The following is a 24,898-nucleotide window of genomic DNA, read 5'->3' as shown; positions in this document are numbered from 1 at the left end:
GCGCGTAACCTTGTCGCAGATCGATCTGTCCCAGGATGAAACATGGAACTGCACCTCGTCATCACCGGCCGCAAGGACCTGGCTGCCCAGCTTTATCAGCAACTGCGCGAAGCCATCGCCACCGGGCGGCTGTCGGCAGGCGCGCAACTGCCCCCCAGCCGACTGCTTGCCGAGCAACTGGGCATCTCGCGCAAGACGGTGTCGGACACCTACGCCACCTTGACCTATGAGGGCCTGCTGGTTGGCAAGATCGGCCGCGGCACCTTCGTCAATGCGTGGGCGCCACAGCCCGACCGCGTGCAAACCGCCACCGACCTGGCGTGTGCCGCCAACCTGGGTAAATGGGCGGCACTGCCCTCACCCATGGGCCACCCCGCCCGCGAGGAGATCCTGCGCTACGAATTTATCGGCGGCGCAACCACACGCCACCAATTCCCCCAGGATGAATGGCGGCGTTGCACCCAGGATGCGTTGCGTCGCATCGCCCAGAACAGTGGTTTTTACAGCCAGCCAGAAGGCGTGCCCGCCCTGCGCGAAGCCATCGCCGGGCATATCGCGTTTTCCCGTGGGGTCAAATGCGGGGCCCGCGATATCGTGGTCACCAACGGGGCACAGCAGGCGCTGGACTTGCTTGCCCGCGTGGTGCTTGAGCCCGGCAGCCTGGTCGCGATGGAAGACCCCGGCTACAGCCCCGCACGCCAATTGTTCGTCGCGATGGGCGCCCGCGTCGCCAGTGTTGCCGTCGACGAACAGGGCCTGCAGGTCGACCAGATCCCGGATGGCACCCGCCTGATCTATGTGACGCCGTCCCACCAATTCCCCCTCGGCATGCCCATGAGCCAGGCGCGGCGCGAGGCCCTGCTGGACCGCGCCATTGCGCTCGGCGCGATCATCATCGAAGACGATTACGACAGCGAATTCCGCTACGAGGGCCGCCCCACCGACTCCCTGCAAAGCATGGATACCCGAGGCGTGGTCACCTACGTCGGCACCTTTTCCAAAACCCTGTCGCCGGCGTTACGCCTGGGCTATGCGGTGCTGCCGCCGGCCATTTATGGTGCGGTGCTCAAGGCCAAGCAATTGACCGACCAGCACAGCGCTACCTTGCCGCAGTGGGCACTGGCCAAGTTCATCAGCGAAGGCTACCTGCTCAAGCATATTCGCCGCTGTCACGGCGTCTACGCGGGGCGTCGCGAACGCATCCTGCAGCGTCTGGCGGGCGATCTGTCGCCGTGGTTCGAGGCAGTACCGACGGTGGCGGGCTTTCACCTGGCGGCCCTGTGCAAGGTGCCGGTGAATATCCCATTGCTGATGGAACGGGCGCGCCAGGTCGAGGTGGGTCTATATCCCTTGGACGTGTTTTTTCACGACCGGCCGGTGCGCTCGGGACTGATTCTGGGGTTCGGCGCCATCGAGACTCTGGATATCGACCCGGCGCTGGACAAGGTACGGGATATTCTCCTGCAGATTGGCTAGGCGGTTTTCCGGCGCATTGGTCATTGGTAGCAAGCCCCCGGCGGCGTAGGGTGAAGCGGTCTTTCACCCGATGGAACCCTCATCATGAAACGCTTACTCGCTGCCACACTGATGCTCGCCTGCGTCAGTGCATTTGCCCACGACCCGGTCTACAACAAGGAAACGCTCAAGGTGCTGCAAGAGCACGCCTTGACCAACGTGCCGGGCAAGAAACCCCTCATGCTCACCGTCGACTACGCCCCCGGCCAGGCCACCGTGCCCCACAGCCACACCGGCACCGCCGTGGCTTATGTGCTCGAAGGCCAGATCACCTCGCGGGTCAATGATGAAAAGGCGATCACCTACAAAGCCGGTCAATCGTTCTACGAACCGGCCGGCTCGCGGCATTTTGAGTCAAGCAATGCCAGCCAGACCCAACCGGCCAAACTGCTGGTGGTGATGGTGCTGGATGACGAGGCTGAGGTACTCACCCCGCTTGCACAGTAACCCGCCACACCATAAATCCCTGTGGGAGCTGGCTTCCCTGCGATAGCGGTGGACCAGCCAGCTCATCTGTTACTGGCCCACCGCTATCGCAGGCAAGCCAGCTCCCACAGTGTTAACCGTGTCGGGTCAGGGACGTTTGAATAGGTCGCGCTGGCGTTCAATGCGCAGCCGGCACTCGCAACCCTCCAGATGATCATTGACCATCCCCAGCGCCTGCATCAACGCATACATCGTGGTCGGGCCGACAAAGGTCCAGCCGCGTTTCTTCAAGGCTTTGGACAAGCGCACCGAAGCCGCTGAGGTCGGATTGGCTGTCCAGTAAGCCATGTCCACCACTGCCGGCCGCTCTTGCGCGCCGGGTTCGAACGCCCACAGCCAGCGCGCCAGCGAGCCGGTCTCCTCCACCAGTTCACAAGCCCGGCGTGCGTTGTTGATGGCCGAGACGATCTTCGCCCGATTACGCACGATGCCCGGGTCGCTCATCAACCGCTCGATGTCCGCCTCGCCGTACTGCGCCACCCGGCGAAAATCGAAACCCTCGAACGCCTGCCGAAAGTTTTCGCGTTTGCGCAGGATGGTGATCCACGCCATCCCCGCCTGAAATCCCTCCAGGCAGATCTTCTCGTACAGCGCGATGTCATCCGCTACCGGCACACCCCACTCGTGGTCGTGGTAATGCAGGTAAGCAGGCGCTGCGTAGCGCCAGGCGCAATGCATGCGCCCTGCTTCGTCGGTTGTCAGCCCTGATTGGTCCATCCATCACCTCGTATGCCGAAGGCGATGATACGCAAAAAAAATTAATCCCCGTCAACCGCTCAAGCACCGCACTTACCGACCAACTGGTCAGACCGGGACCTGCCAACCGCCAAATATTTACTTGTGATTTGAAAAAACCCGAGCGTAGACTGGCCCCGCACTGGACTTACCGGTAAGACCACAACAATTAAGCCCTGGAACCACCAGGGCACCGAATAGAGATCCCTCCCATGCTCAGATGGTGCTCGCGTTCGATTTTTCTGCAAGTCGTGATTGGCCTGATACTCGGCATCGCCTGCGGCTTGGCCCTTCCCGAATTCTCCTCGCAACTCAAACCCTTGGGTGACGGCTTCATCAAGCTGATCAAAATGCTGATCGGCCTGATCGTGTTCTGCGTGGTGGTCAGCGGTATTTCCGGCGCGGGCGACTTGAAGAAGGTCGGACGCATCGGCCTCAAGTCGGTGATCTACTTTGAGATGCTGACCACCGTCGCCCTGGTGCTCGGCCTGATCATGGCCTTCAGCACCGGTATTGGCAGCGGCGCCAATATTCACCTGGAGCAACTCTCTTCCGCTGGCTTGAATGAGCTGGCCGACAAGGGGCAGCACATCCGCGGCACCAGTCAGTTCCTGATGGAGCTGATCCCCAACTCGGTAGTCGGCGCCTTTGCCGACAATAACGTGCTGCAAGTGCTGTTGTTTTCGGTACTGTTCGGCAGCGCGCTGAACCTGGTGGGCGAAGCGGCCAGTGGCATTTCGCGGCTGATCAACGAATTGAGCCATGTGATCTTCCGCATCATGGGCATGATCGTGCGCCTGGCGCCGATTGGCGTATTCGGTGCCATCGCGTTCACCACCAGCACCTATGGCCTCGATTCACTGCAACACCTGGGCAGCCTGGTGGGGCTTTTCTACCTGACCTGTTTTGCCTTCGTGGCGGTGATCCTCGGGCTGGTGATGCGCCTGTCGGGCCTGCGCATGTTGCCGTTGCTCAAGTACCTGCGCGAAGAACTGCTGATCGTGATGGGCACCGCTTCGTCCGATGCGGTGTTGCCACAGATCATGCGCAAACTGGAACACCTGGGCATCGGCAGCTCCACCGTGGGCCTGGTGATTCCCACCGGCTATTCGTTCAACCTCGACGGTTTTTCGATCTACCTGACCCTGGCCATCGTGTTTATCGCCAACGCTACCGGCACACCGCTGTCGATGACCGACTTGTTGACCATCCTCCTGGTATCGTTGATCACCTCCAAGGGCGCCCACGGCATTCCAGGCTCGGCATTGGTGATTCTGGCGGCAACGCTCACGGCGATCCCGGCAATTCCGGTGGTCGGCCTGGTGTTGGTGCTGGCGGTGGACTGGTTCATGGGCATCGGCCGTGCGCTGACCAACCTGATCGGCAACTGCGTGGCCACCGTGGCGATTGCACGTTGGGAAAAAGACATTGATATCCAGCGCGCCAACAAGGTGCTCGACGGCCAGCAAGGTTATGCCTTCCAGGCCAAGAAGCCGGTGCTGCCGGCGCATCAGGAGTTCTAGAACAACACCCATCCAATGTGGGAGCTGGCTTGCCTGCGATAGCGGGGGGTCAGCGTCAAATGTAGTGCCTGACACTCAGTCATCGCAGGCAAGCCAGCTCCCACATTGGACCTTCGCCAGACTGAATACTGTATGAGCAACATCAAGGAGCCTTCGACGTGATCAGCACCTCAACCGTCGTCAATTCAGTGGTAGAAAAACTGCGCGCCGCCTTGGCGCGAGGCCAGTGGCGCCGCGGTGAAATGCTGCCCGGTCAACGCGAACTGGCCGAACAGCTGGGCATCAGCCGACCGAGCCTGCGTGAAGCGGTGATCGTGCTGGAAACCCTTGGCCTGGTGCGCTCCATGCCCGGCAAAGGCGTGGTCGTGCTGGAAACCAGCGTCAGCGAGCCGCAATCGAACGACGCCGTGGCCGATGCCAGCCTCGAGGACATCCTGCAACTGCGCTACACCCTCGAACCTTTCATCGTCGGCCTGGTAGCCCAGTCCATCAGCAGCAAGGAAATCGGCCAACTGCGCCTGACCCTGATGGACATGCGCGAGGCCCTCGATGCCGGCGATGCCGAAGCCGGCATGAACGCCTATATCGACTTCCATGAAGAACTGTTCGCCCTGACCTCCAACCCGATCTTCCAGAACGTGGTGCAGCAAACCAGCACCGCGCTCAAACAAAGCGCCCAGGTATTGCGCAACTCCCCTGAACACTTGGCCGAACGCTTGCAAGAGAACGAAGCCGTGGTACGCGCCATCCGCAACAAGAACAGCGCCCTGGCCAGTGCCGAAATGCGTCGGCACATCCTTCAGGAAGGCCTGCGCATGGGCATTCGCTTGAATATCCCGGACGACCATCTGGGCAGTTGATTTTCGGAGACCGGCCATGAACGCTCACGCCCTGCAACGCGATTCCACCCTCACCTCACTACGCTGGATGCCCGAAAAAAAGCCCTCGGTGGACGACATCTACCCACGCTTGTTCGACGCCATCCTTGAGCAACGCATTGCGCCCGCCAGCCGCTTCACCGAAGAAGGCCTGGGCGAACTCTTTGGCGTGAGCCGCAGCGTGATTCGCCGGGTGCTCGCCAAGCTGTCCCATCAGCAAGTGGTCATCCTGCGCCCCAACCAGCGCGCCCAGGTCGCCGCGCCGGATGCCCAGCACACACGGCAGATTCTGGAAGCACGGCGCCTCACCGAAATTACCGTGGTGCAACTGGCCTGCGCCCAGGCCACAGCGATGCAGATCCGCCAACTGCGCGAGCTGATTGCACAGGAGCGCGACGCCATTGAGCGTGACCAGCGGGGGCCGGCGATCCGGTTTTCGGGAGAGTTTCATCTGCAACTGGCGCACATGGCAGGCAATGCGCCGTTGGCACAGTTTCTCAACAGCCTGGTGCCGTTGACGTCGTTGATCATTGCGCAATATGAAACGAAGGCCTGCACGTTTTGTGCGTGGCAGGAGCATGTGGCGATTGTGGATGCCGTGGAACAGCGCGACGCCCACACGGCTGTCGCCCTGATGACCCAGCACCTGGATCACCTGGAAACCCAGCTACTTAAACACCACTGATCCCCAGTGAATGAAGATCAACCTGTGGGAGCTGGCTTGCCTTAATGCCATTGTAGGAGCGAGCTTGCTCGCGAAAAACTCAAAGGCGCCGCGTTCATTCAGCAAGCACTCGTTATCGTTGACGTTTTTCGCGAGCAAGCTCGCTCCTACAGAAGGTGGCAAGCCAGCCCCCACATTGATCGCATTCCAGATCAAATAAAAAGCCCCCGCATCTCACGATGCGGGGGCTTTGGGTTTAGCGAGGCATCAAGCCGGTTGCAACACCGACTGGCCACTCAACGCCAGGTCCAGCAACTCACGGTTGGCCACCGCGTACATGGCGTAGTCCGTGCCCACTGCGGCACGAATTTCCACCATCATGGCGCGCCAGCGATCAGCCATGTCCTGGTGCTGCTCAAGCCACAGGGCCACGCGCTCTTCCATGTCTTGTGGCGCATCGGCCATTTGCAGGACCGAAATGGTGATCGCCCGTTGCTGCCAGTCCACGTCGTCGCGGAAGGCTTCGCGGGCCTGGGCTTGCCAGTTGTTAGCCACTGGCAGATCGCTGATCTGCTGCAGGTACCACGGCAGGTCCAGGGCGCTGCCGACGGCGAAGTAGGCCTTGGCCACTTCGGCGGCGTCATGCCCGGTCACGTCGGCGGCTTCGATGATCGGCAGCAAGGTGTACAGGTGGGTAGTACCCGCAACCATGCGCGCCAACAACTCCGGTACGCCGGCCTGGGTGTAGGCCTGGTAGCGGTTCTGCCAGCCTTCGCGGGTCGGACCTTCCAGCAGTTCGTCGAGCTTGAGGCCCAGCGCCGCCAGGTGCGGACCGAAGTGCGCGGTGTCGCGCCCGGCGTCTTGCTCGTTGCGACGGCTGCGCAGGAACCAGCGCGTAGCGCGACGGCCCAGGCGCATCAGCTCATCCATCAGCTCCAGTTGCACGTCAGCAGAAACCTGGTGGTCCAGGGCTTCAATCTGACGGAACCAGTGCGGGAGATGGAAGATGTCCCGCACGATCACATAAGCGCCCGCCACGTTCGCCGGGCTCATACCGGTCGACTCTTTGAGTCGCTGAACGAAGGTGATGCCCATGTGGTTGACCAGGTCGTTGGCGATCTGGGTGCTGACGATCTCGCGCTTCAGACGATGGCGACGCATGGCTTCGCCGAACTTGGCCACCAGGCTCGGCGGGAACGCGGTCTCCCTGTCACGGGTCAGGTACTCGTCATCCGGTACCAGCGACTTGAGCAACGCTTCCTTGAGGTCGATCTTGCTGTATGAGATCAGCACCGACAGCTCCGGACGGGTCAGGCCCTTGCCAGCGGAAGCGCGCTCGGTGAGCTGCTCTTCAGTCGGCAGGTACTCGATGGCACGGTCCAGCTTGCCACGGCCTTCCAGGTCGCTCATCAGGCGCTTGTACTCGGCGGCACGCTCGTAAGCCTTGCGCGCGGCCAGGGACAGGGCCTGGGTCTGCTTGTAGTTGTTGCCCAACACCAGGTTGCCGACTTCGTCGGTCATGCTCGCCAGCAGCTGGTTGCGCTGCTTGTCGGTCATGTCACCGGCCTGCACCACTTCGTTGAGCAGGATCTTGATGTTCACTTCGTGATCGGAGCAATCCACGCCCCCGGCGTTGTCAATGAAGTCGGTGTTGGAACCGCCGCCATTGAGGCCGAATTCCACCCGGCCCAGCTGGGTCATGCCGAGGTTACCGCCCTCGCCCACCACCTTGCAGCGCAGCTCGTTGCCGTTGACGCGCAGTGCGTCGTTGGCCTTGTCGCCCACATCGGCATGGCTCTCGGTGCTGGCTTTGACGTAGGTACCGATACCGCCGTTCCACAACAGGTCCACCGGCGCCTTGAGCAAGGCGTTGAGCAGCTCGGTCGGAGTCAGCTTGTCGGCCTGGATGTCGAAGCGTTCTTTCATCTGTGGCGAGATGGCGATGCTTTTCGCGCTGCGCGAGAAGATACCGCCACCTTCGGACATGATGCTGGTGTCGTAGTCGGTCCAGGCCGAACGCGGCAGTTCGAACAAACGCTTGCGCTCGACGAAGCTGGTGGCTGGGTTCGGGTTTGGATCGATGAAGATATGCAGGTGGTTGAAGGCTGCGACCAGTTGCAGCTTGTCGGACATCAGCAAGCCGTTACCGAACACGTCACCGGCCATATCGCCGACGCCCACTACGGTGATGCTGTCTTCCTGCACATTGATGCCGCGCTCACGGAAGTGACGCTGTACACCTACCCACGCGCCCTTGGCGGTGATGCCCATTTTCTTGTGGTCGTAACCGGCCGAACCACCGGAAGCGAACGCATCGCCCAGCCAGAAGCCGTAGTCGATGGCAATGCCGTTGGCGATGTCGGAGAAGGTCGCAGTGCCCTTGTCCGCCGCCACCACCAGGTACGGGTCATCGTCGTCATGACGCACGACGTTGGCCGGCGGCACCAGTGCGCCGTCTTTCAGGTTGTCGGTGATGTCCAGCAGGCCGGAGATGAAGATGCGGTAGCAGGCGATGCCTTCGGCCGCGATCTCGTCCCGGCTGCCGCCCAATGGCAGGCGACGCGGCAGGAAGCCGCCCTTGGCGCCCACCGGCACGATCACCGAGTTTTTCACTTGCTGGGCTTTTACCAGGCCAAGCACTTCGGTACGGAAGTCTTCTTCACGGTCGGACCAGCGCAGGCCGCCACGGGCCACGTTGCCAAAGCGCAGGTGCACGCCTTCGACCCGTGGCGAGTACACGAAGATTTCAAACTTCGGCACTGGCTTGGGCAGCTCGGGGATGGCACGCGGGTCGAATTTGAAGCTGAAGTACGACTTGTTCTGGCCGTTGGCATCGGTCTGGTAGAAGTTGGTACGCAGGGTGGCCTTGATCAGGTCCAGGTAGCGACGCAGGATGCGGTCTTCGTTGAGCACCTGGACGTCGTCCAGGGCGCTGAGGATCGCTTGCTCCAGGCGTTGCTGCTTGTCTTCCAGGTCGTCGGCAGTCAGCTTGCGCGCCAAGTAGAAGCGGGTCTTGAACAACCGGGTCAACTCGCGGGCGATGTCGGTGTGGTTGTTCAGGGTGCTGGCGATGTAACCCAGGTCGAAGCCCAGGCGAATCTGCTTCAGGTAACGGGCATAGGCACGCAGCAATGCCACGTCGCGCCAAGGCAGGCCGGCGGTGAGGACCAGGCGGTTGAACGCATCGTTCTCGGCATCGCCATGCACAATGTGCACGAACGCATCCTGCAGGGTGTCGTTGAGCTGCTGGATATCCAGGTTCACGCCTTCGGCGGCGATGAACGCAAAGTCATGGATCCAGAACTCACGGCCATTGGCATGACGCAGGCGATACGGGAACTCGCCCAGCACACGCAGGCCGAGGTTTTCCAAAATCGGCAGCACGTCGGACAGCGCCAGCGGCGTATCGGCGTGGTAAAGCTTGCAATGCAGCTCGCGTTGGCCGGAGACCTGGCCCAGCGGCTGATAGAAGCTCATCACCAGCGGGTTGGCTTCGGTCAGGCTGTTGAGGTGCTGCATGTCGACCACAGCCGAATGCGCAGCGAAACGCTCGCGGTAGCCGGCCGGGAAGCCTTTGGGGAAATCCGCCAGCACGTTGGTGCCCTGGGCTTCGCCGAAGCTTTCCACTACCAGGCTGGCGTAGTCGTCCTGCCAGCTGCGGCAGGCCTGCACCACTTCTTTTTCCAGTTGCAGCGGGTCGATGTCCAGACGGTTCTTCGGGTCCACCCGCAGAATCAGTTGCACACGGGCAAGGACGGACTCGGAGAAGAAGGTCCAGAACTCGCAGTCCGAAGCCTTCAGACGGTCCATCAGCACTTGCTGGATCTTCTGGCGCACTTCGGTGGAGTAGATGTCGCGGGGCACGTAGGCCAGGCAGTAACAGAAACGACCGTAGGGGTCTTTGCGCAGGAACACGCGGATCTTGTTGCGCTCCTGGATCTGCACAATCGACATCACGGTGCTGAACAGCTCGTCGACCGGAGTCTGGAACAGGTCGTCACGGGGCAATACTTCCACCACCTGGGCAAGCTCTTTACCCAGGTGCGCCTTGGCCTGGAAGCCCGAACGGCGTTCGATTTCCGCGACCTTGCGACGGATGTAAGGGATCACCCGCACGCTTTCGCCGTACACCGAGGAGGTATACAGGCCCATGAAGCGGTGTTCCTTGATGACCTTGCCGTCGGCGCTGATCTCACGGATCGACACGTAGTCCGGGTAGGCCGGACGGTGCACACGGCTTGGGTGGGCGGCCTTGGCGAAAGACAGTACGGTCGGCTCGCGCAGGTAGGCCACGGCGTAGTCTTCGATGCGCAGGTCTTCGGCGGTGAGGCCGGCGCGCAGCAGCTTGGTCAGACCGAGGAAGGAGCTGGCGTCATATTCGATATGACCGCCGTCCGCCTCGTCACGTACCACGAACTCTTCGTAGCCCAGGAAGGTGAAGTGGTTGCCCACCAGCCATTCGAGGAAGTTCTTGATCTCGGCTTTTTCTTCGCCGTCGATGGCGAACGCACTGGCGTCGATACCGGCCAGCAGGTCCTGGACCTTGGCTTTCATCGGTTCGAAATCGGCTACGGCCACGCGCACTTCGCCCAGCACCTGCTCAAGCTCTTTGCTCAGCACGTTCAGTTCGGCGGCATTGGCGCAGCGGTCGATCTCCAGGTACATCAGCGATTCTTGCAGGATGCCTTCGCCCTGGGTGCCCTTGGGCAGGATTTCCAGCAACTCGCCCTTGCTGCCACGACGCACGCTGAGCACGGTGGTTTGCAGGGTATGGATGCTGTAGCCACGGCGGTTCAGCTCGGTGCGTACCGAGTCGACCAGAAAGGGCAGGTCATGGTGCAGCACTTCGACCGCGGTGTGGGTCGATTGCCAGCCATGACGCTCGTAATCGGGGTTGTAGACCCGCACTTGCGGTTGGGTGTGATCAAAGCGCTCAAGCAGGCGCCAGGCAGACAGGGTGCAACCGGCCAGGTCGGAAAGGCGACGCTGGGTCAGTTCGTCCAGGGAAATGATGCCGAAGAATTGTTCAGCGAACAGCGCCACTTGTGGCAGTGCCTGTTCACTGAGGTGCTGCGCCAGTGCCGCTTGCAGTTGATGCTGGAAGTCGGCCTTGCTGGCTGCGGTGAAGAACGCCATCTGTGGTACTCCGCTTGGGCTTGTTATTGATGAAAGCGTCGCGTGTTATCCCCCTGCGGGGAGACCGTCAGCTCTGTTCGCTGGTGTGCTGACAAGCACCATAAACGAATCAGAGTGACAGGTGGGTGAAGCTGGACAAGACAGTCAGGTCACATACAACTTCCATACGGCATACCCTTGGCCAAGTGACGATACGACGGGCAGGTCAGGCGCCTGGCACAGGGCACATCCGTTGCGCAGCTTAACGAGTGTAGGAAGAACGCTGCTTGCGACGCTGCGACATATTCGGTCATCGGCAAGCAGGGTGTCGGTTGCAACTTGGGCAACCTTGGATTTTCGGTAGAAAAACTTGCTACTTTGAACCCTATCAGTACCAGAAATGACCGATCCGGCCCGCCAGGTCATGCTCAAGTTCCGACACAGGATGAAGCACAAAATTCGCCGCAATGGCACAATTGCCCTCCCCCACACAGGATTGCCCCATGCTGCAGCTGAAAACCGACGCCCTGATGGCCACCCCATGCGACGATGAAGAAGACAACATGGCGATGCTTTGCTGTCACGGCAAGAACGGCGAAATGTTCATGCTCACCCGTTACCCGGATGAAGATGAAGTGGAGCTGACCTGGGACTACGAACCCTCGACCCTCGATGGGCTGAAAGTGACGTTGGGCGACACCACCTTATTGATCGAACTGGCGGCCGGCGATGCCGATGCCCTGGGCGGCAAAGACCAGTTGGAGATCACCCACGACACCGCCGCGTCAGACATGGCCGAAGTGCAGCAAACCCTGCAGAACATCCTCACAGGCACCGGCACGTTCATTCGGATCTGAATGCACCGAAGACCCCATGTGGGAGCTGGCTTGCCTGCGATGCAGGCGGTGGGGTCTTTCAGCCAGACCGAGTCGAGGCCATCGCAGGCAAGCCAGCTCCCACAGTGACCGTGCTTTACCTGCCCAGACGCTTACTATCCCATGCGTTTTGCTAAAAATACCCATCAAGCCGTTAGTCGCCGCACCCCGCGATGCATTAAAGTAAACGCCCAGGCCCGGTGTTCTGTCACAACACCCAGGCTCATCTTTTCCAGGAACCGTCATCGATGGAACATCGTGAAGCGCTGCTTGCGCTGCGAACCTTTCTTTCTACGCAGATTCTCGGCCAGGAAAAACTCATCGATCGCCTGCTGATCGCCCTGCTCGCTGACGGCCATATGCTGGTCGAAGGCGCACCGGGGCTGGCCAAGACCAAGGCGATCAAGGAGTTGGCCGAAGGGATCGAAGCGCAGTTCCATCGTATCCAGTTCACCCCCGACCTGTTGCCCGCCGATATCACAGGCACCGAGATCTATCGCCCGGAAACCGGCAGCTTCGTATTCCAGCAGGGGCCGATCTTCCATAACCTGGTGCTCGCAGACGAAATCAACCGTGCCCCGGCCAAGGTGCAGTCGGCCTTGCTCGAAGCCATGGCCGAGCGCCAGGTCAGCGTGGGCCGCAGCACTTACGAGCTGTCGCCGCTGTTCCTGGTGATGGCCACGCAAAACCCCATCGAGCAGGAAGGCACCTACCCGTTGCCCGAAGCCCAGCTCGACCGGTTCCTGATGCACGTCAAGATCGGCTTCCCGGACGCCGCCGTCGAGCGCCGCATCCTGCAGCAAGCCCGTGGCGAAGCATTGAATGGCGAAACCAAGCCCGAGCGCCGGGTCAGCCAGCAGGCCATCTTTGCAGCGCGCAAGGAAATCCTCGGCCTGTACATGGCCGATGCCGTGGAGGAATACCTGGTGCAACTGGTGATGGCCACGCGCACCCCTGCCAAGTTCGACCCGGAAATGGCCGAGTGGATCGCCTACGGCGCCAGCCCCCGTGGTTCCATCGCCCTGGACCGTTGCGCCCGTGCCCATGCCTGGCTGGCCGGCCGCGATTTTGTGAGCCCGGAAGATATCCAGGCGGTGCTGTTCGACGTGCTGCGTCACCGCATCATCCTGTCGTTCGAGGCTGAAGCCGCCGGTGTCGACCAGGACCGCGTGGTGCAACGCATTCTCGACGTCGTTGCCGTCGCTTGAAGTCGATGAACGCAAGCGATGGCATCCGCGTAACCCTCAGTGAGTTGATTGAGATGCGCCACCGCGTGCGTGAGGTGCAGTTGTTTTCCACGCCTGGTCAACGTAGCCCGCTGGTTGGCCTGCACCACTCCAAGCTGCGCGGGCGTGGTGTCGATTTCGACCAGGTGCGCGTGTACCAGGCTGGCGACGACGTGCGCACCATCGACTGGCGAGTGACGGCGCGTACCCAGGAGCCGCACACCAAGCTGTTCCACGAAGAGCGCGAACGGCCGATTTTCATCATGGTCGAGCAAAGTTGCCGGCTGTTTTTCGGCTCGGGGCAAATGTTCAAGTCGGTGCTCGCCGCCCAGGCCGCCAGCCTGATCGGTTGGGCCGCCCTGGGCCATAACGACCGGGTGGGCGGGCTGGTGTTCGGCGACAACGAGCACTACGAGATCAAGCCACGGCGCAGCAAGCAAAGCCTGTTGCAACTGCTTAACCGGCTGGTGCGGGTCAACCAGAGCCTGAACACCGAGCGTCAGCCGGAAGCCGACGCCCTGGGCATGGCCTTGCGCCGTGGCCGCGAGGTGCTGCGCCCGGGCAGCCTGGTGGTGGTGATCTGCGATGAGCGCGCCCTCACCGAAGGCGCCGAGCAACAGCTGAGCCTGCTGGCGCGCCATTGCGACCTGCTGTTATTACCGATCTCCGACCCGTTGGACCACGCCCTGCCCGCCGCCGGGCTGCTGCGTTTCGCGCAAAGAGGCGCGCAACTGGAACTGGACACACTGAACATCGACCTGCGCCAGGCCTACAAGGCCCAGGCCGAAGCGCGTATCGCCCGTTGGGAACTGCTCGCGCAGAAACTGCGGCTGCTGTTGATGCCCTTGAGCACCCAGAGTGAAATGGTCGAGCAACTGCGCGAATACCTCAACCCGCAACGCCCGGTTAAAAAACCATGAGCAGCCTGGACCAACTGCAACCCCTGATCGCCCCGCCCGCCATTGGCTTCTGGCCACCTGCGCCGGGCTGGTGGCTGTTGCTGCTGGTGATCCCACTGCTCGGTTGGGGCTTGTGGTGGCTGCGCCGTTTCCTGCCCGCCCGCCGCCCCGTGGCCCGTGCCGAACAACCGCTGGACCCGTTGCGTATCGCCGCCCTGGCCGAGCTGGCGTTGATGCCCAAGCCCTACGACGGTGCGCCTGCGGGCGCCTGGTTGCAGCAACTCAACGGCCTGCTTAAGCGCCTGTGCCGTAACGACTACCCTTATAGCCAGAGCCATACCCTCAACGGGCGCAAATGGCTGGCCTTCCTGGACAACCGCTGCCCCGCCGCCGGCCTGACGCGCTGGATGGTGTTGGTGGAAGGCGCCTACAAACCCGAATGCAAGCTCGACGACAAAGCCATCGCCGGCCTCACCCAAGCCGTCGACACCTGGATTCGCAAACATGTTTGAGTTCGCCTGGCCGTGGATCTTCGCCCTGTTGCCACTGCCCTGGGTCATGCGCCTGGTGCTGCCCGTGGCCGACAGCGGCGAACCGGCGCTCAAAGTCAGCTACCTCAGCGACCTCGAAGGCTTGGCCCGCCGCCGTGCCCGCGTCAATCTGCCCGGCTGGCGCCAGCAAGCCCCCTTCGTGGTGCTGTGGTTGCTGCTGTTGACCGCCGCCGCTCGCCCGCAATGGCTGGGCGAACCCTTGCCGATTGCTGCCAGCGGCCGGGATCTGCTGGTGGCGGTGGATGTCTCCGGCTCCATGGACTTTCCCGACATGCATTGGCAGGACGAGGATGTCAGCCGCCTGGCCCTGGTCAAGCACCTGCTGGGAGACTTTCTGGAGGAGCGTGAAGGTGACCGCGTGGGCCTGATCCTGTTCGGCAGCCAAGCCTACCTGCAAGCGCCCCTGACCTTTGATCGGCGCACCGTGCGCACCTGGCTGGATGAAGCGCGCATCGGCATTGCCGGCAAGAACACCGCCATCGGCGACGCCATCGGCCTGGCCCTCAAGCGTCTGCGCCAGCGCCCGGCGCAAAGCCGCGTGTTGATCCTGGTCACTGACGGCGCCAACAACGCCGGGCAGATCGACCCGTTGACCGCTGCGCGCCTGGCGGCCGAGGAAGGCGTGAAAATCTACCCCATCGGCATCGGCGCCGACCCCGAGCAAACCGGCTCCCTGGGCATCCTTGGCGTGAACCCGAGCCTGGACCTCGACGAACCGGCGCTCAAGGCACTGGCCGAGGCCACCGGCGGCCAGTATTTCCGCGCCCGAGACGGCGAGGAACTGCTGAAGATCAAGGACACCCTCGACACCCTTGAGCCCGTGGAGCAACAACCCACCCAGGCCCGCCCGGCCCAGGCGCTGTACAGCGGCCCATTGGCCTTGGCGTTGGTTTTGAGCCTGTTGCTGGTGATTCAAGAACGCTGGCCGAACAACGCTTTGCAGCGAGGCTTCAACAGACTGTCGAGCAAGGGCATCTTTTTGCAGCAGCACCCTGAATGGCGCCAGCGTTTGCAGCGCCTGCGTTTGCGGAGGCGTCGATGATTGCGCTGTGGCCGCACTGGTTGCGCCCCTGGTGGCTATTGCTGCTGCCCCTGCTTGGCTGGTTGCTGTGGCAGCTATGGCATCGGCAAAAGCGCGCCGGGCGCTGGCAGATGATCCTGCCGCCGGCGTTCCATGCCGAGTTGCTCAGTGGTGGCAATGGCCGCGAGAGTAAATCGCCGTGGGTGGTGCTTGGCATCGCCTGGCTGTTGGCCGTGCTGGCGTTGCTGGGCCCCAGTTGGCAACGGGTTGAACAAGCCAGCCAGAAACCTTCCGACCCCTTGGTGGTGCTGCTGGAACTGACCCCGCAAATGCTCGCCACCGACAGCCCGCCCAACCGCCTGGAACAGGCGCGGCGCAAGCTGTATGACTTGCTGCAAGCGCGCACCGATGCGCAAACAGCCATTATCGTGTACGCCGGCAGCGCCCATACCTTGGTGCCGCTGTCCGATGACCTGGCCACCAGCCGCAACCTGTTAGAAGCCCTGCGCCCGTCGATCATGCCCGAGCCCGGCCATCGTGCTGATCTGGCCGTGGAAAAAGCCCTGGGGCTGCTCAAGCAAGGCGGTCTTGGCCAGGGGCGCCTGCTGCTGATTGGTTCCTCACTGTCCAAACAAGAGCGCCAAGGCATCCGCCTGCAACTGCAAAGTGCCCAGGCTCCGACGTTGTCGATCCTCGGCATCGGCAGTCGCGAAGGCACGCCGGTGACTCAGGAGAGCGGCGAATTCCTCAAGGACGACCAGGGCGCGATCCTGGTGCCGCGTCTCGACAGCCCGACCCTCAAGGCATTCGCCAGCGAAATGGGCGGCCGCTACCGCGCGGCGCGCCTGGATGACAAGGACCTGCGTCAACTCGGCATGCTCGACAGCGCCCAAACCCTGCGCGACGACGGCCAACGGTTGCGCCTGGACAGCTGGGCCGACCAGGGTTACTGGCTGCTCTTGCCGTTGTTGCTGCTGGCCGCGTGCGCCGGGCGTCGCGGCTGGCTGTTCTGCCTGCCCTTATTGCTGATGGGCGCGCCGCAACCCAGCTACGCCTTCGGGCTGCAGGACCTGTGGCTGCGCCCCGACCAACAAGGCCAGTACCTGCTCAAGCACAAACGCCCGGCTGAAGCCGCCGAGCACTTCCAGGACCCGCAATGGCAAGGCGTGGCGCTGTATGAAGCCGGCAATTACGCCGAGGCCATCAAGCGGTTTGCCCAAGGCAGCGACGCCTATTCCCACTACAACCGTGGCAATGCCCTGGCCAAGGCCGGTGAACTTGAAGCGGCCATCGATGCGTATGAACAAGCCCTGGAAGCCCAGCCCGATTTGCAACCGGCGCTGAAAAACAAAGCCTTGGTTGAAACCCTGATGCAGGAGCAAGCGCAGCCCGAGCCGGACCCGCCTGCAAAAAACGAAGATGACGAAACCGCCCAACCCGGCCAAACTGCGCAACCGGGCGCCAGCGCACAAACGGCCCAGGGTGGCGAGCAGTCGTCCCACGGCCAGGGCGAAGCCGGCACGGGTGAAACCCAGGCCAACGCCCCGCCACAGGCCGGTGGCAATGAAGTGCCAGGCAGCGAACTGGGTGACGAGCAAACCACCACGCCGCCACTGCGCCCTGCCGACACGCGCCTGGAAGGCGAGCGCCGCCAAGCGCTGGAGCAATGGTTGCAGGAGATCCCGGACAACCCCGGCGAGCTGTTGCGCCGCAAATTCTGGTACGAACAGCAACAACATCAGGACACCACTCGATGAGCCGCCGCACCACCCTTTTGCTCCTGCTCGCGTTGTCGGCAGGCCACGCCCAGGCGGCGGACCTGGTCGCCAGCGTAGACCGCAGCCGCCTCAACTCCGGGGAAACGGTGGAGCTGACGGTGCAATCCAGTGATGTGACCCAGTTTGGCAAACCCGACCTGTCGCCCCTGGACGCGCAGTTCGAAGTCAGCGGCACCCGCCAGATCAACCAACTCACCACGCTGGACGGCGACAACCACGCCACCACCCGCTGGATCATCACCCTGCTGCCCAAGGTGAACGGCAACGTGGTCATCCCGCCGCTGCAGGTGGGCGCACTCAAGACCCAGCCGATCACCCTGCAAGTGGTGGAAAGCGCCAGCCAGAACACCAGCGCCGAACTGGCCCCGGTGTTCATCGAAGCCAACCTCGACCAGACCAGCGTGTACGTGCAGGCCCAGGCCCTGTTGACCGTGCGCGTGTACCACTCGGTGTCGCTGTATGACGACAGCAGCCTCACGCCCTTGCAGATACCGGATGCACGTGTCGAACAACTGGGCGAATCACGCACCTATGAAAAGGTCATCAACAGCATCCGCCATGGCGTGATCGAAACCCGCTACGCCCTCTACCCGCAACACAGCGGCTCGGTGGTGATTGCGGCGCAGACCTTCAGCGCCACCCTGGTGGAATCGCGCCCACCCCAGGAAAACACCCTGCAGGGCACCAAGCCGGGCAAGATGATTCACGTCAGCTCTGCGCCCCTGCCCTTGACGGTCAAGCCCAAACCGGACGCCTACCCCGCCGACTCCCCCTGGCTACCCGCGCGCAGCCTCACGCTGAACGAAGGCTGGAACCCCACGCCCGACCACGTGCAGGTCGGCGACTCCCTGACCCGCAGCCTTACCGTGGAGGCCGAAGGCCTGTCCAGCGCACAGCTGCCGGCGCTGCCCGGCACCGAGGTCAACGGCCTGCGCCGCTATCCCGACCAACCGGTGATGGCTAACCGCACCAGCGACCGCGGCCTGACCGGCAGCCGTGAAAACCGCGAAGCCCTGGTGCCGACCCGCGCCGGCGAGTTGGAGTTGCCCGCGGTGGAAGTGGTGTGGTGGAACACCCACGAAGATCATCTGGAGCGCACCGGCCTGCCGGCGCGCACCGTGCAAGTGGCGGTGAACCCCAGCCTGGTGGTAGACACCCCGGCGACACCGACCATCATCACCGCCCCCGACGATGACCGGCTGTGGCTATGGCAACTGAGCACACTGATGCTGGCCTGCACCACCCTGCTGGGCTTTGGCCTGTGGTGGCGCGCACGCCGACAACCGGCGGTACAACGCGCCGCCCAAACCGGCCCCAGCCCCCGCACCCTGCTCGACGACCTCAAGCGCGCCACCCAGGCCAACGACCCTCATGCCACCCGCCAGGCCCTTGACGCCTGGGCGCGGCAACAACCCGAAACCCTGGCCGACATGGCCGCACGGTTTGTGCCGCTGTCCGATGCTCTGGATGGCTTGAATGGCGCGCTGTACAGCGAAAGCGGCCAATACTGGCTGGGCGATGACCTGTGGCGAGCGATCAAAGCCATCCCCGTGGCCGAACGCGAGCAAGACCCGGCGACCGACACCACCAGCTTGCCGCCGCTCTACCCCAAGTAACCTAGCCTCAACCAACACCACAAAACCCCGAGGGAGCGGGCTTGCCCGCGATGGCGGTGTAACAGTCGGCAGATATGCTAGCTGATACTCCGCCATCGCAGGCAAGCCAGCTCCCACAGTTGATCTGCATCGCCTGATCGAGATGGCCCGCACCCTCGCCGACCGTGCGCTGGATTGCCTGCAACCCAACCCCACTAACACCCCATAACCCCTGTAGGAGCGAGCTCGCTCGCGAAAAACTCACAGGCGCCGCGTTTATCCAGGAAGCCCGCGTTATCGTTGACGTTTTTTGCGAGCAAGAACTAGGCGTCCCCCTCGCTCCTACAATCAGCCATCAGGGCTAGCTCATACTCCGCTGATCGTGTCGGCCATGAGTCTGCGTGCACTTTTACAGGTAAACTCCCCTCCTTTTCATCTTCTCCACGGAGTTCGCCTTGCGTCTGTTTCATACCTCCGACTGGCACTTGGGCCAAAACCTCCACGGCCAGGAACGCGACTTCGAACACGCCTGTTTCCTTGAATGGCTGCTGGGCCAACTCAAGGCCCAGCGCCCGGATGTGCTGTTGATCGCCGGCGATATCTTCGACACGGTCAACCCGCCGCTCAAGGCCCAGGAGCGCTTGTATGACTTCATCATCAGCGCCCACGAACAACAGCCGACACTGACCATTGTGATGATTGCCGGCAACCATGACTCCGGTTCGCGCATCGAACTGCCGGCCCCGCTGATGCGCCGCCTGCGCACCCATGCCCTGGGCCGGGTGCTGTGGCTGGATGACGGGCAACTGGATGCCGACCGCCTGCTGATCCCGCTGCCCAATGCCAAAGGCAAGATCGCCGCCTGGTGCCTGGCACTGCCCTTCCTGCGCCCGGCGGAAGTCACCGGCGCACAGCTGGGCGATGATTACCTGCGCGGCATCGGCCAAGTGCATGAATGGCTGATCGCGGCCGCCAATGCCAAGCGCAACAAAGGCCAGGCGTTGATAGCCATCAGCCATGCACACATGGCCGGTGGATCGGTATCCGAAGACTCCGAACGCAGCTTGATCATCGGCAATGCCGAGGCGCTGCCCGCCACACTGTTCGACCGAAGCGTTGCTTATGTTGCCCTCGGCCATTTGCACAAGCCGCAAAAGGTCAATGGCGAGGAGCGCATTCGTTACAGCGGCTCGCCAATACCCTTGTCGTTCTCCGAAATCGGCTACAAACACCAGATTCTCGACGTGACGTTCCAGGGCGAAAGGCTGGTGGGCTGCGAACCGATCCTGATTCCCCGCTCCGTCAACCTGCAACGCCTGGAAGCCGCGCCTCTGGCCGATATCCTCAAGCAACTCGGTGAGCTGCCCGACATCGACTTGCTTGCCGAAACCCAGCGCCACCCTTGGCTGGAGGTGCGCGTGCGCCTGGACGAGCCGCAACCGGACCTGCGCCAACAGATCGAAACCGCGTTGCAAGGCAAGGCCGTGCGCCTGGTGCGTATCGCCGCCGAATATGCCGGCACACGCGGCAGCGCAGAGGCAGACGATGCGCAACTGATCGAACTCGACCAGCTCACGCCCCAGGAGTTGTTCAGCCGCGCCTGGCAGGACAGCTACGGCAGTGAAGTGGATGACCAGACCTTGAAGGACTTCGCCGTGCTGCTCCAGGAAGTGCAACAGGAGGGCGAACAGCCATGAAGATTCTCGCCATCCGCTTGAAAAACCTCGCCTCTCTGGGGGGCCCGTTCGAAATCGACTTTACCGCCGAGCCGCTGGCCAGTGCGGGCCTGTTCGCCATCACCGGGCCGACTGGCGCGGGTAAAAGTACCCTGCTCGATGCGTTGTGCCTTGCGCTGTTTGGCGCGGTGCCGCGCCTGGGTGACACCGGCCAGGCCAAGATGCCGGACGCCGACACGGATATTTCCATCGGCGACCCGCGCACCCTGATTCGACGCGGCACAGGTGGCGGCTACGCAGAGGTGGATTTTGTCGGTGTCAGTGGCCGTCGCTACCGTGCGCGCTGGGAGGCCAACCGCGCCCGTGATAAGGCCAGCGGCAAGTTGCAGAACAGCCGGCAAAGCCTGATCGACCTGGACAGCGACCAACTGCTGGCCAGCCAGAAAACCGAATACAAGACCCAGCTCGAATTGGCCCTGGGCCTGAACTTCGAACAGTTCACCCGTGCGGTGCTGCTGGCGCAAAGCGAGTTCAGCGCCTTCCTCAAGGCCAATGACAATGAGCGCAGTGAGCTGCTGGAGAAGCTCACCGACACCGCGCTCTACACCCAGCTCGGCCGCCGCGCGTTCGATAAAGCCAAAGAGGCCAAGGATGCGCACAAACAGCTGCAGGACCAAGCCACCGGCGTGGTGCCCCTGGCCCCCGAAGCCCGCGCCGAGCTGGATCAACAGTTGGCCCAAGCCCAGCAGCAGCTCAAGACCCAACAAGCTCAGCTCAAGCAGCTGGAGTTGCAGCACACCTGGCTCAAGGAGCTGCGCGAATGGCAGGAGCGCCATCAACACGCAGTGGAGCAACTGCAACGCGACGAACAGACCTGGGCCAGCCAAGGCCAGCAACGCCAGGACCTGAACCTTCTGGAGCAGTTGGCACCGCAACGCCATCACTTCCTGCGCCAGGCAGAGCTCGGCACCTTGCTGACGCCGCTGGCGGCACACATTGCCCAGCACCTCGAGCAACAAACCGCCCTGCACACCCGTCAGGAACAGGCGCAACACCAGCAAGTGGCCGCCCAGGCAGCACTGGCCGAGGCCCTGAAACACCAGGTCGACGCCGCGCCCCTGCTGCGCCAGGCCATCGAAGAGCAAAACACCCTCACCCACGTGAGCCGCGAACTGACCAAGCGCAACGAGGAAAAACACCCGCACGAAAGCGCCTGTACCGAAGGCCAGGCCCTGCTCGACGGTTTGCAACACACGCAGGCCCAAGTCACCGAGCGTCTGCAGCGCCTGGCCACCGAACTTGAGCACAGCGCCGCCCTCGCCCCGCTGAGCGATGCCTGGAACGCCTACCGTGACCGCCTGCAACAACTGGTGCTGATCGGCAATCGCCTCAACCAAGGCCACGCCGAGCTGGGGCAACTCGAACAGCGCGCGAGCGCCGCCGCCGAACAGTTCACCCTACAGCGCGAAGCCCTGGATTTGCTCTACCACGAGGCCGGTGCCGAACCGCACGCGGTGGCCGAACAAATCCAATTGCTGGCCAGCCTGCTGCAAGACAACCGCAAGCAACAGCGCGCCTTCGAAGACCTGGCCCGCTTGTGGGACAGCCAGCAACAGCTGGACCAACAGGCGGGTGCGCTGACGCAAAAACTCGCCGAGGCCGCGCAAAAACGCGAACAACTGAACCAGAACGGCCTGCAAACCAAGGCCGAACTCACCGTTGCCGAACAAACCCTGGCGGTGACCAAGCAACTGCTGGAACGCCAACGCCTGGCCCGCAGTGCCAGCGTCGAGGAATTACGCGAGCAGTTGCAGGATGACCAACCCTGCCCGGTGTGCGGTAGCCACGAACACCCCTACCACCAGCCCGAGGCTCTGCTGCAAAGCCTGGGCCGCCATGATGAAAGTGAAGAGGCGGCAGCGCAGAAAGCCGTCGACAGCCTCAAGGAAAAACTCACCGAACTGCGCGGTGAAGTGGGCGGCCTGATCGCTCAGCAAAAAGAGTTTCTGCAACAACAGGAACAGTTGGCCACGCAGCAGCAGGGGTTGGCACCGAGCCTGCAAGCCCACCCACTGTCTGCTTCGCTGTTCGCCCAGGACGCCGCCAAGCGCAGCCCTTGGCTGGCCCAGCAATTGGCCCAATTGAGCCAAAGCATCAGCCAGGACGAACAACGCCAGGGCGCCCTGCTCAACCTGCAACAGAACGCCGGGCGCTTGCAGCAACAATTGCAAGCGGCCCAAGAATCCAGCCAGCAAGCCCGGCAATTGTTCGTGGACCAACAGAGGCAACTGGCCGGCGACCGCGAACGCCTGGAGGCGGAACTCGGCGCCTTCGCCAGCCTGTTGCCCGCCGAGACGCTGGAGGGTTTGCGCAGCGCGCCTGCGGCGACCTTCATGCAGCTCGACCAGCAGGTCAGCCAGCGCCTTGAGCAGTTAGGCCATCAACGCGATGAGCAGGCCGAGCAGCAGGAGCGCCAACAGGCCATCGAGAAACAACACACCCACCAACAGCATCGCCAGCAGCAACTCGACGCCTTGAATCTGCAAGTCGCAGAGCTGGCCGACCAGCAACACGCCGTCCAGGAAAAACTCCGCGCCTTGCTAGGGGACCACCCCAGCGCCGAGCACTGGCAACAGCAGCTGGAGCAAGCCGTCACCCAGTCCCGGCAAAGCGAGACCGACGCCAACCACGAACTGCACGCCGTACACACGGCCCAGGTACAGCTGGCCGCCGACCTCAAGGCCCAGCAGCAACGCCAGCAGGCAGTGGAAGCGGAGCAGCACGCCCTTGCGACACGCATCGGCGAATGGCGCGCCCTGCACCCCGAACTGGATGACCAGGACCTGGCGCGCCTCTTAGCCCTTGATGAAGCCCAGGTCGCGCAGTTGCGTCAGCACCTGCACAGCAGCGAAAAGGCCGTCGAGCAAGCCAAGGTTCTGCTGCACGAGCGCGAACAGCGCCTGGCCGAACACCAGGCCCTGCACAACGCCAACCAGGAGGCCGAGCAGTTGGACGCCACCCTGGCAACGCTTGACCAGCAGCTGCTTGAGGGTGAGAAACACTGCGCCGAACTGCGCGCACGCCAGGCCGAAGACCAGCGCCGCCAGAATGCCAACCAGGCCCTGGCCGAACAGATCGCCAAGGCTTACGAGCAGTGGCAGCGCTGGGCACGCCTGAATGCGCTGATCGGCTCGGCCACCGGCGACACCTTCCGCAAGATCGCCCAGGCCTACAACCTTGACTTGCTGGTACACCATGCCAACGTGCAACTGCGCCAACTGGTACGCCGCTACCGGCTCAAACGCGGCGGCAGCATGCTCGGGCTGTTGGTGATGGACACAGAGATGGGCGATGAACTGCGCTCGGTACACTCGCTGTCCGGTGGCGAAACCTTCCTGGTGTCATTGGCACTGGCGTTGGGGCTGGCCTCGATGGCGTCGAGCACCTTGAAGATCGAGTCGCTGTTTATCGACGAAGGCTTTGGTAGCCTTGATCCGGAGTCGTTGCAATTGGCGATGGACGCCCTGGACGGTTTGCAGGCCCAGGGCCGCAAGGTGGCGGTGATCTCCCACGTACAGGAAATGCATGAACGCATCCCGGTGCAGATCCAGGTGCAACGCCAGGGCAATGGCCTGAGCACGTTGGAGGTCAAGTGAGCGAAGCGCTGCTGTATTCGTTCCGGCGCTGCCCCTATGCAATGCGGGCGCGGCTGGCGTTGCGTTATTCCGGCGTGGCGGTGAGCATTGTCGAAGTCAGCTTGAAAGCCAAGCCAGCCGAGATGCTCGCGCTGTCGCCCAAGGGCACGGTGCCGGTGTTGAGCGTCGAAGGTCGCGTGATCGAGGAAAGCCTGCAGATCATGGAGTGGGCGCTTGCCCAGCACGATCCCGATGATTGGCTGCTGCAAGGTGACCCTGGGGTGCTGGCGTTGATTGCCGAGAATGATCAGGTGTTCAAGCATCATTTGAATCGATACAAGTACGCCGAACGCTACCCGGAGCAATCGATGGAGCATTATCGGGCCGAGGGTGAAGTGTTCTTACAGAAACTGGAAACATTGCTGGCAGACCGTGAGTACCTGCTCGCCGAGCACCTGAGCCTGGCAGATGCGGCGCTGATGCCGTTTGTACGCCAGTTTGCCCATGTGGGTCGGGAGTGGTTTGCGAGCACGCCGTATCGGCGTTTGCAGGCCTGGCTGCAACGATTTATGGATTCACCGTTGTTTATGGCGGTGATGGCAAAACCCTGAGGCCAACCCAACCAACTGTGGGAGCTGGCTTGCCTGCGATGGCGTCCGTTCAATCGACAGAGATGTCGAATGTGCTGCCCCCCTGGTAACCACGATGCGAAGCGAGCCGCTCTTG

17 protein-coding genes are annotated in these 24,898 nt (G+C 62.6%); 15 read left to right on the top strand and 2 right to left on the bottom strand.

Annotation, left to right across the window (positions count from 1 at the left end; all coding sequences use genetic code 11):
* Nucleotides 1–42 precede the first annotated feature (42 nt).
* Together CER19_RS12705 and CER19_RS12700 are read left to right on the top strand one after the other, a co-directional pair.
* Nucleotides 43–1,476, top strand: coding sequence for a PLP-dependent aminotransferase family protein (locus tag CER19_RS12705; protein WP_116666674.1), 1,434 nt, complete (start codon nucleotides 43–45; stop codon nucleotides 1,474–1,476).
* 84 nt (nucleotides 1,477–1,560) lie between these two features.
* Nucleotides 1,561–1,962, top strand: a complete 402-nt coding sequence (locus CER19_RS12700) for a cupin domain-containing protein (protein WP_116666673.1) — start codon at nucleotides 1,561–1,563, stop codon at nucleotides 1,960–1,962.
* Nucleotides 1,963–2,088: 126 nt separating this feature from the next.
* Here the strand turns inward: CER19_RS12700 and CER19_RS12695 are convergent, their stop codons facing one another.
* The gene (locus CER19_RS12695) at nucleotides 2,089–2,718 is read right to left on the bottom strand and encodes a DNA-3-methyladenine glycosylase I (protein WP_116666672.1); all 630 of its coding nucleotides are present in this window, start codon (nucleotides 2,716–2,718) and stop codon (nucleotides 2,089–2,091) included.
* Between the two features lie 215 nt (nucleotides 2,719–2,933).
* On the opposite strand from CER19_RS12695, the gene CER19_RS12690 reads away from it, so the two are divergent.
* The 3 genes from CER19_RS12690 to CER19_RS12680 all read left to right on the top strand — a co-directional run bounded on the left by CER19_RS12690 (nucleotide 2,934) and on the right by CER19_RS12680 (nucleotide 5,822).
* Nucleotides 2,934–4,259 carry a C4-dicarboxylate transporter DctA gene (locus CER19_RS12690; RefSeq protein WP_178088108.1) on the top strand — a complete coding sequence of 442 codons (1,326 nt, stop codon included), beginning with the start codon at nucleotides 2,934–2,936 and terminating at the stop codon, nucleotides 4,257–4,259.
* Nucleotides 4,260–4,417: 158 nt separating this feature from the next.
* Nucleotides 4,418–5,119: a FadR/GntR family transcriptional regulator gene (locus CER19_RS12685; RefSeq protein WP_005787865.1), complete on the top strand. Its 702-nt coding sequence runs from the start codon at nucleotides 4,418–4,420 to the stop codon at nucleotides 5,117–5,119.
* 16 nt (nucleotides 5,120–5,135) lie between these two features.
* Nucleotides 5,136–5,822: a GntR family transcriptional regulator gene (locus CER19_RS12680; protein ID WP_116666670.1), complete on the top strand. Its 687-nt coding sequence runs from the start codon at nucleotides 5,136–5,138 to the stop codon at nucleotides 5,820–5,822.
* Between the two features lie 246 nt (nucleotides 5,823–6,068).
* Here the strand turns inward: CER19_RS12680 and CER19_RS12675 are convergent, their stop codons facing one another.
* Nucleotides 6,069–10,937: an NAD-glutamate dehydrogenase gene (locus tag CER19_RS12675; protein ID WP_116666669.1), complete on the bottom strand. Its 4,869-nt coding sequence runs from the start codon at nucleotides 10,935–10,937 to the stop codon at nucleotides 6,069–6,071.
* Nucleotides 10,938–11,419: 482 nt separating this feature from the next.
* Between CER19_RS12675 and CER19_RS12670 the strand changes: the two genes are divergently transcribed.
* The 10 genes from CER19_RS12670 to CER19_RS12620 all read left to right on the top strand — a co-directional run bounded on the left by CER19_RS12670 (nucleotide 11,420) and on the right by CER19_RS12620 (nucleotide 24,783).
* The gene (locus CER19_RS12670; protein WP_116666668.1) at nucleotides 11,420–11,773 is read left to right on the top strand and encodes a hypothetical protein; all 354 of its coding nucleotides are present in this window, start codon (nucleotides 11,420–11,422) and stop codon (nucleotides 11,771–11,773) included.
* 266 nt (nucleotides 11,774–12,039) lie between these two features.
* Nucleotides 12,040–12,999, top strand: coding sequence for a MoxR family ATPase (locus CER19_RS12665; RefSeq protein ID WP_020301524.1), 960 nt, complete (start codon nucleotides 12,040–12,042; stop codon nucleotides 12,997–12,999).
* A 5-nt stretch (nucleotides 13,000–13,004) separates the two neighbouring features.
* On the top strand, nucleotides 13,005–13,937 hold the full coding sequence (locus tag CER19_RS12660) for a DUF58 domain-containing protein (protein WP_034126021.1): 933 nt from the start codon (nucleotides 13,005–13,007) through the stop codon (nucleotides 13,935–13,937).
* Nucleotides 13,934–14,428, top strand: a complete 495-nt coding sequence (locus CER19_RS12655; RefSeq protein WP_003190798.1) for a DUF4381 domain-containing protein — start codon at nucleotides 13,934–13,936, stop codon at nucleotides 14,426–14,428. The genes CER19_RS12660 and CER19_RS12655 overlap by 4 nt, the downstream gene beginning before the upstream one ends.
* Nucleotides 14,421–15,509 (top strand): VWA domain-containing protein, encoded by a 1,089-nt coding sequence (locus tag CER19_RS12650; protein WP_116666667.1) that lies wholly within the window; start codon nucleotides 14,421–14,423, stop codon nucleotides 15,507–15,509. The genes CER19_RS12655 and CER19_RS12650 overlap by 8 nt, the downstream gene beginning before the upstream one ends.
* Nucleotides 15,506–17,245 (top strand): tetratricopeptide repeat protein, encoded by a 1,740-nt coding sequence (locus CER19_RS12645; RefSeq protein ID WP_116666666.1) that lies wholly within the window; start codon nucleotides 15,506–15,508, stop codon nucleotides 17,243–17,245. Before CER19_RS12650 ends, CER19_RS12645 begins: the two co-directional genes overlap by 4 nt.
* Nucleotides 17,242–18,882, top strand: coding sequence for a BatD family protein (locus CER19_RS12640; RefSeq protein ID WP_116666665.1), 1,641 nt, complete (start codon nucleotides 17,242–17,244; stop codon nucleotides 18,880–18,882). The genes CER19_RS12645 and CER19_RS12640 overlap by 4 nt, the downstream gene beginning before the upstream one ends.
* Before the next feature lie 434 nt (nucleotides 18,883–19,316).
* The gene (locus CER19_RS12630; RefSeq protein ID WP_116666664.1) at nucleotides 19,317–20,558 is read left to right on the top strand and encodes an exonuclease SbcCD subunit D C-terminal domain-containing protein; all 1,242 of its coding nucleotides are present in this window, start codon (nucleotides 19,317–19,319) and stop codon (nucleotides 20,556–20,558) included.
* On the top strand, nucleotides 20,555–24,193 hold the full coding sequence (locus CER19_RS12625) for an AAA family ATPase (RefSeq protein WP_116666663.1): 3,639 nt from the start codon (nucleotides 20,555–20,557) through the stop codon (nucleotides 24,191–24,193). The genes CER19_RS12630 and CER19_RS12625 overlap by 4 nt, the downstream gene beginning before the upstream one ends.
* Nucleotides 24,190–24,783 carry a glutathione S-transferase gene (locus CER19_RS12620; protein WP_116666662.1) on the top strand — a complete coding sequence of 198 codons (594 nt, stop codon included), beginning with the start codon at nucleotides 24,190–24,192 and terminating at the stop codon, nucleotides 24,781–24,783. The genes CER19_RS12625 and CER19_RS12620 overlap by 4 nt, the downstream gene beginning before the upstream one ends.
* Nucleotides 24,784–24,898 lie beyond the last annotated feature (115 nt).

It is taken from the genome of Pseudomonas sp. GL93 (assembly GCF_003408955.1).
Classification (GTDB): Bacteria; Pseudomonadota; Gammaproteobacteria; order Pseudomonadales; family Pseudomonadaceae; genus Aquipseudomonas; species Aquipseudomonas paracarnis.
Note: the sequence above shows the minus strand (reverse complement) of the source record. Positions and strands in the feature narration are given on the sequence as shown.

Bases quoted from the DNA above. Each gene is read 5' to 3' on its own strand.
- CER19_RS12705 (WP_116666674.1), top strand. From the start codon at position 43: ATGGAACTGCACCTCGTCATCACCGGCCGCAAGGACCTGGCTGCCCAG.
- CER19_RS12700 (WP_116666673.1), top strand. From the start codon at position 1,561: ATGAAACGCTTACTCGCTGCCACACTGATGCTCGCCTGCGTCAGTGCA.
- CER19_RS12695 (WP_116666672.1), bottom strand. From the start codon at position 2,718: ATGGACCAATCAGGGCTGACAACCGACGAAGCAGGGCGCATGCATTGC.
- CER19_RS12680 (WP_116666670.1), top strand. From the start codon at position 5,136: ATGAACGCTCACGCCCTGCAACGCGATTCCACCCTCACCTCACTACGC.
- CER19_RS12675 (WP_116666669.1), bottom strand. From the start codon at position 10,937: ATGGCGTTCTTCACCGCAGCCAGCAAGGCCGACTTCCAGCATCAACTG.
- CER19_RS12670 (WP_116666668.1), top strand. From the start codon at position 11,420: ATGCTGCAGCTGAAAACCGACGCCCTGATGGCCACCCCATGCGACGAT.
- CER19_RS12665 (WP_020301524.1), top strand. From the start codon at position 12,040: ATGGAACATCGTGAAGCGCTGCTTGCGCTGCGAACCTTTCTTTCTACG.
- CER19_RS12660 (WP_034126021.1), top strand. From the start codon at position 13,005: ATGAACGCAAGCGATGGCATCCGCGTAACCCTCAGTGAGTTGATTGAG.
- CER19_RS12655 (WP_003190798.1), top strand. From the start codon at position 13,934: ATGAGCAGCCTGGACCAACTGCAACCCCTGATCGCCCCGCCCGCCATT.
- CER19_RS12650 (WP_116666667.1), top strand. From the start codon at position 14,421: ATGTTTGAGTTCGCCTGGCCGTGGATCTTCGCCCTGTTGCCACTGCCC.
- CER19_RS12645 (WP_116666666.1), top strand. From the start codon at position 15,506: ATGATTGCGCTGTGGCCGCACTGGTTGCGCCCCTGGTGGCTATTGCTG.
- CER19_RS12640 (WP_116666665.1), top strand. From the start codon at position 17,242: ATGAGCCGCCGCACCACCCTTTTGCTCCTGCTCGCGTTGTCGGCAGGC.
- CER19_RS12625 (WP_116666663.1), top strand. From the start codon at position 20,555: ATGAAGATTCTCGCCATCCGCTTGAAAAACCTCGCCTCTCTGGGGGGC.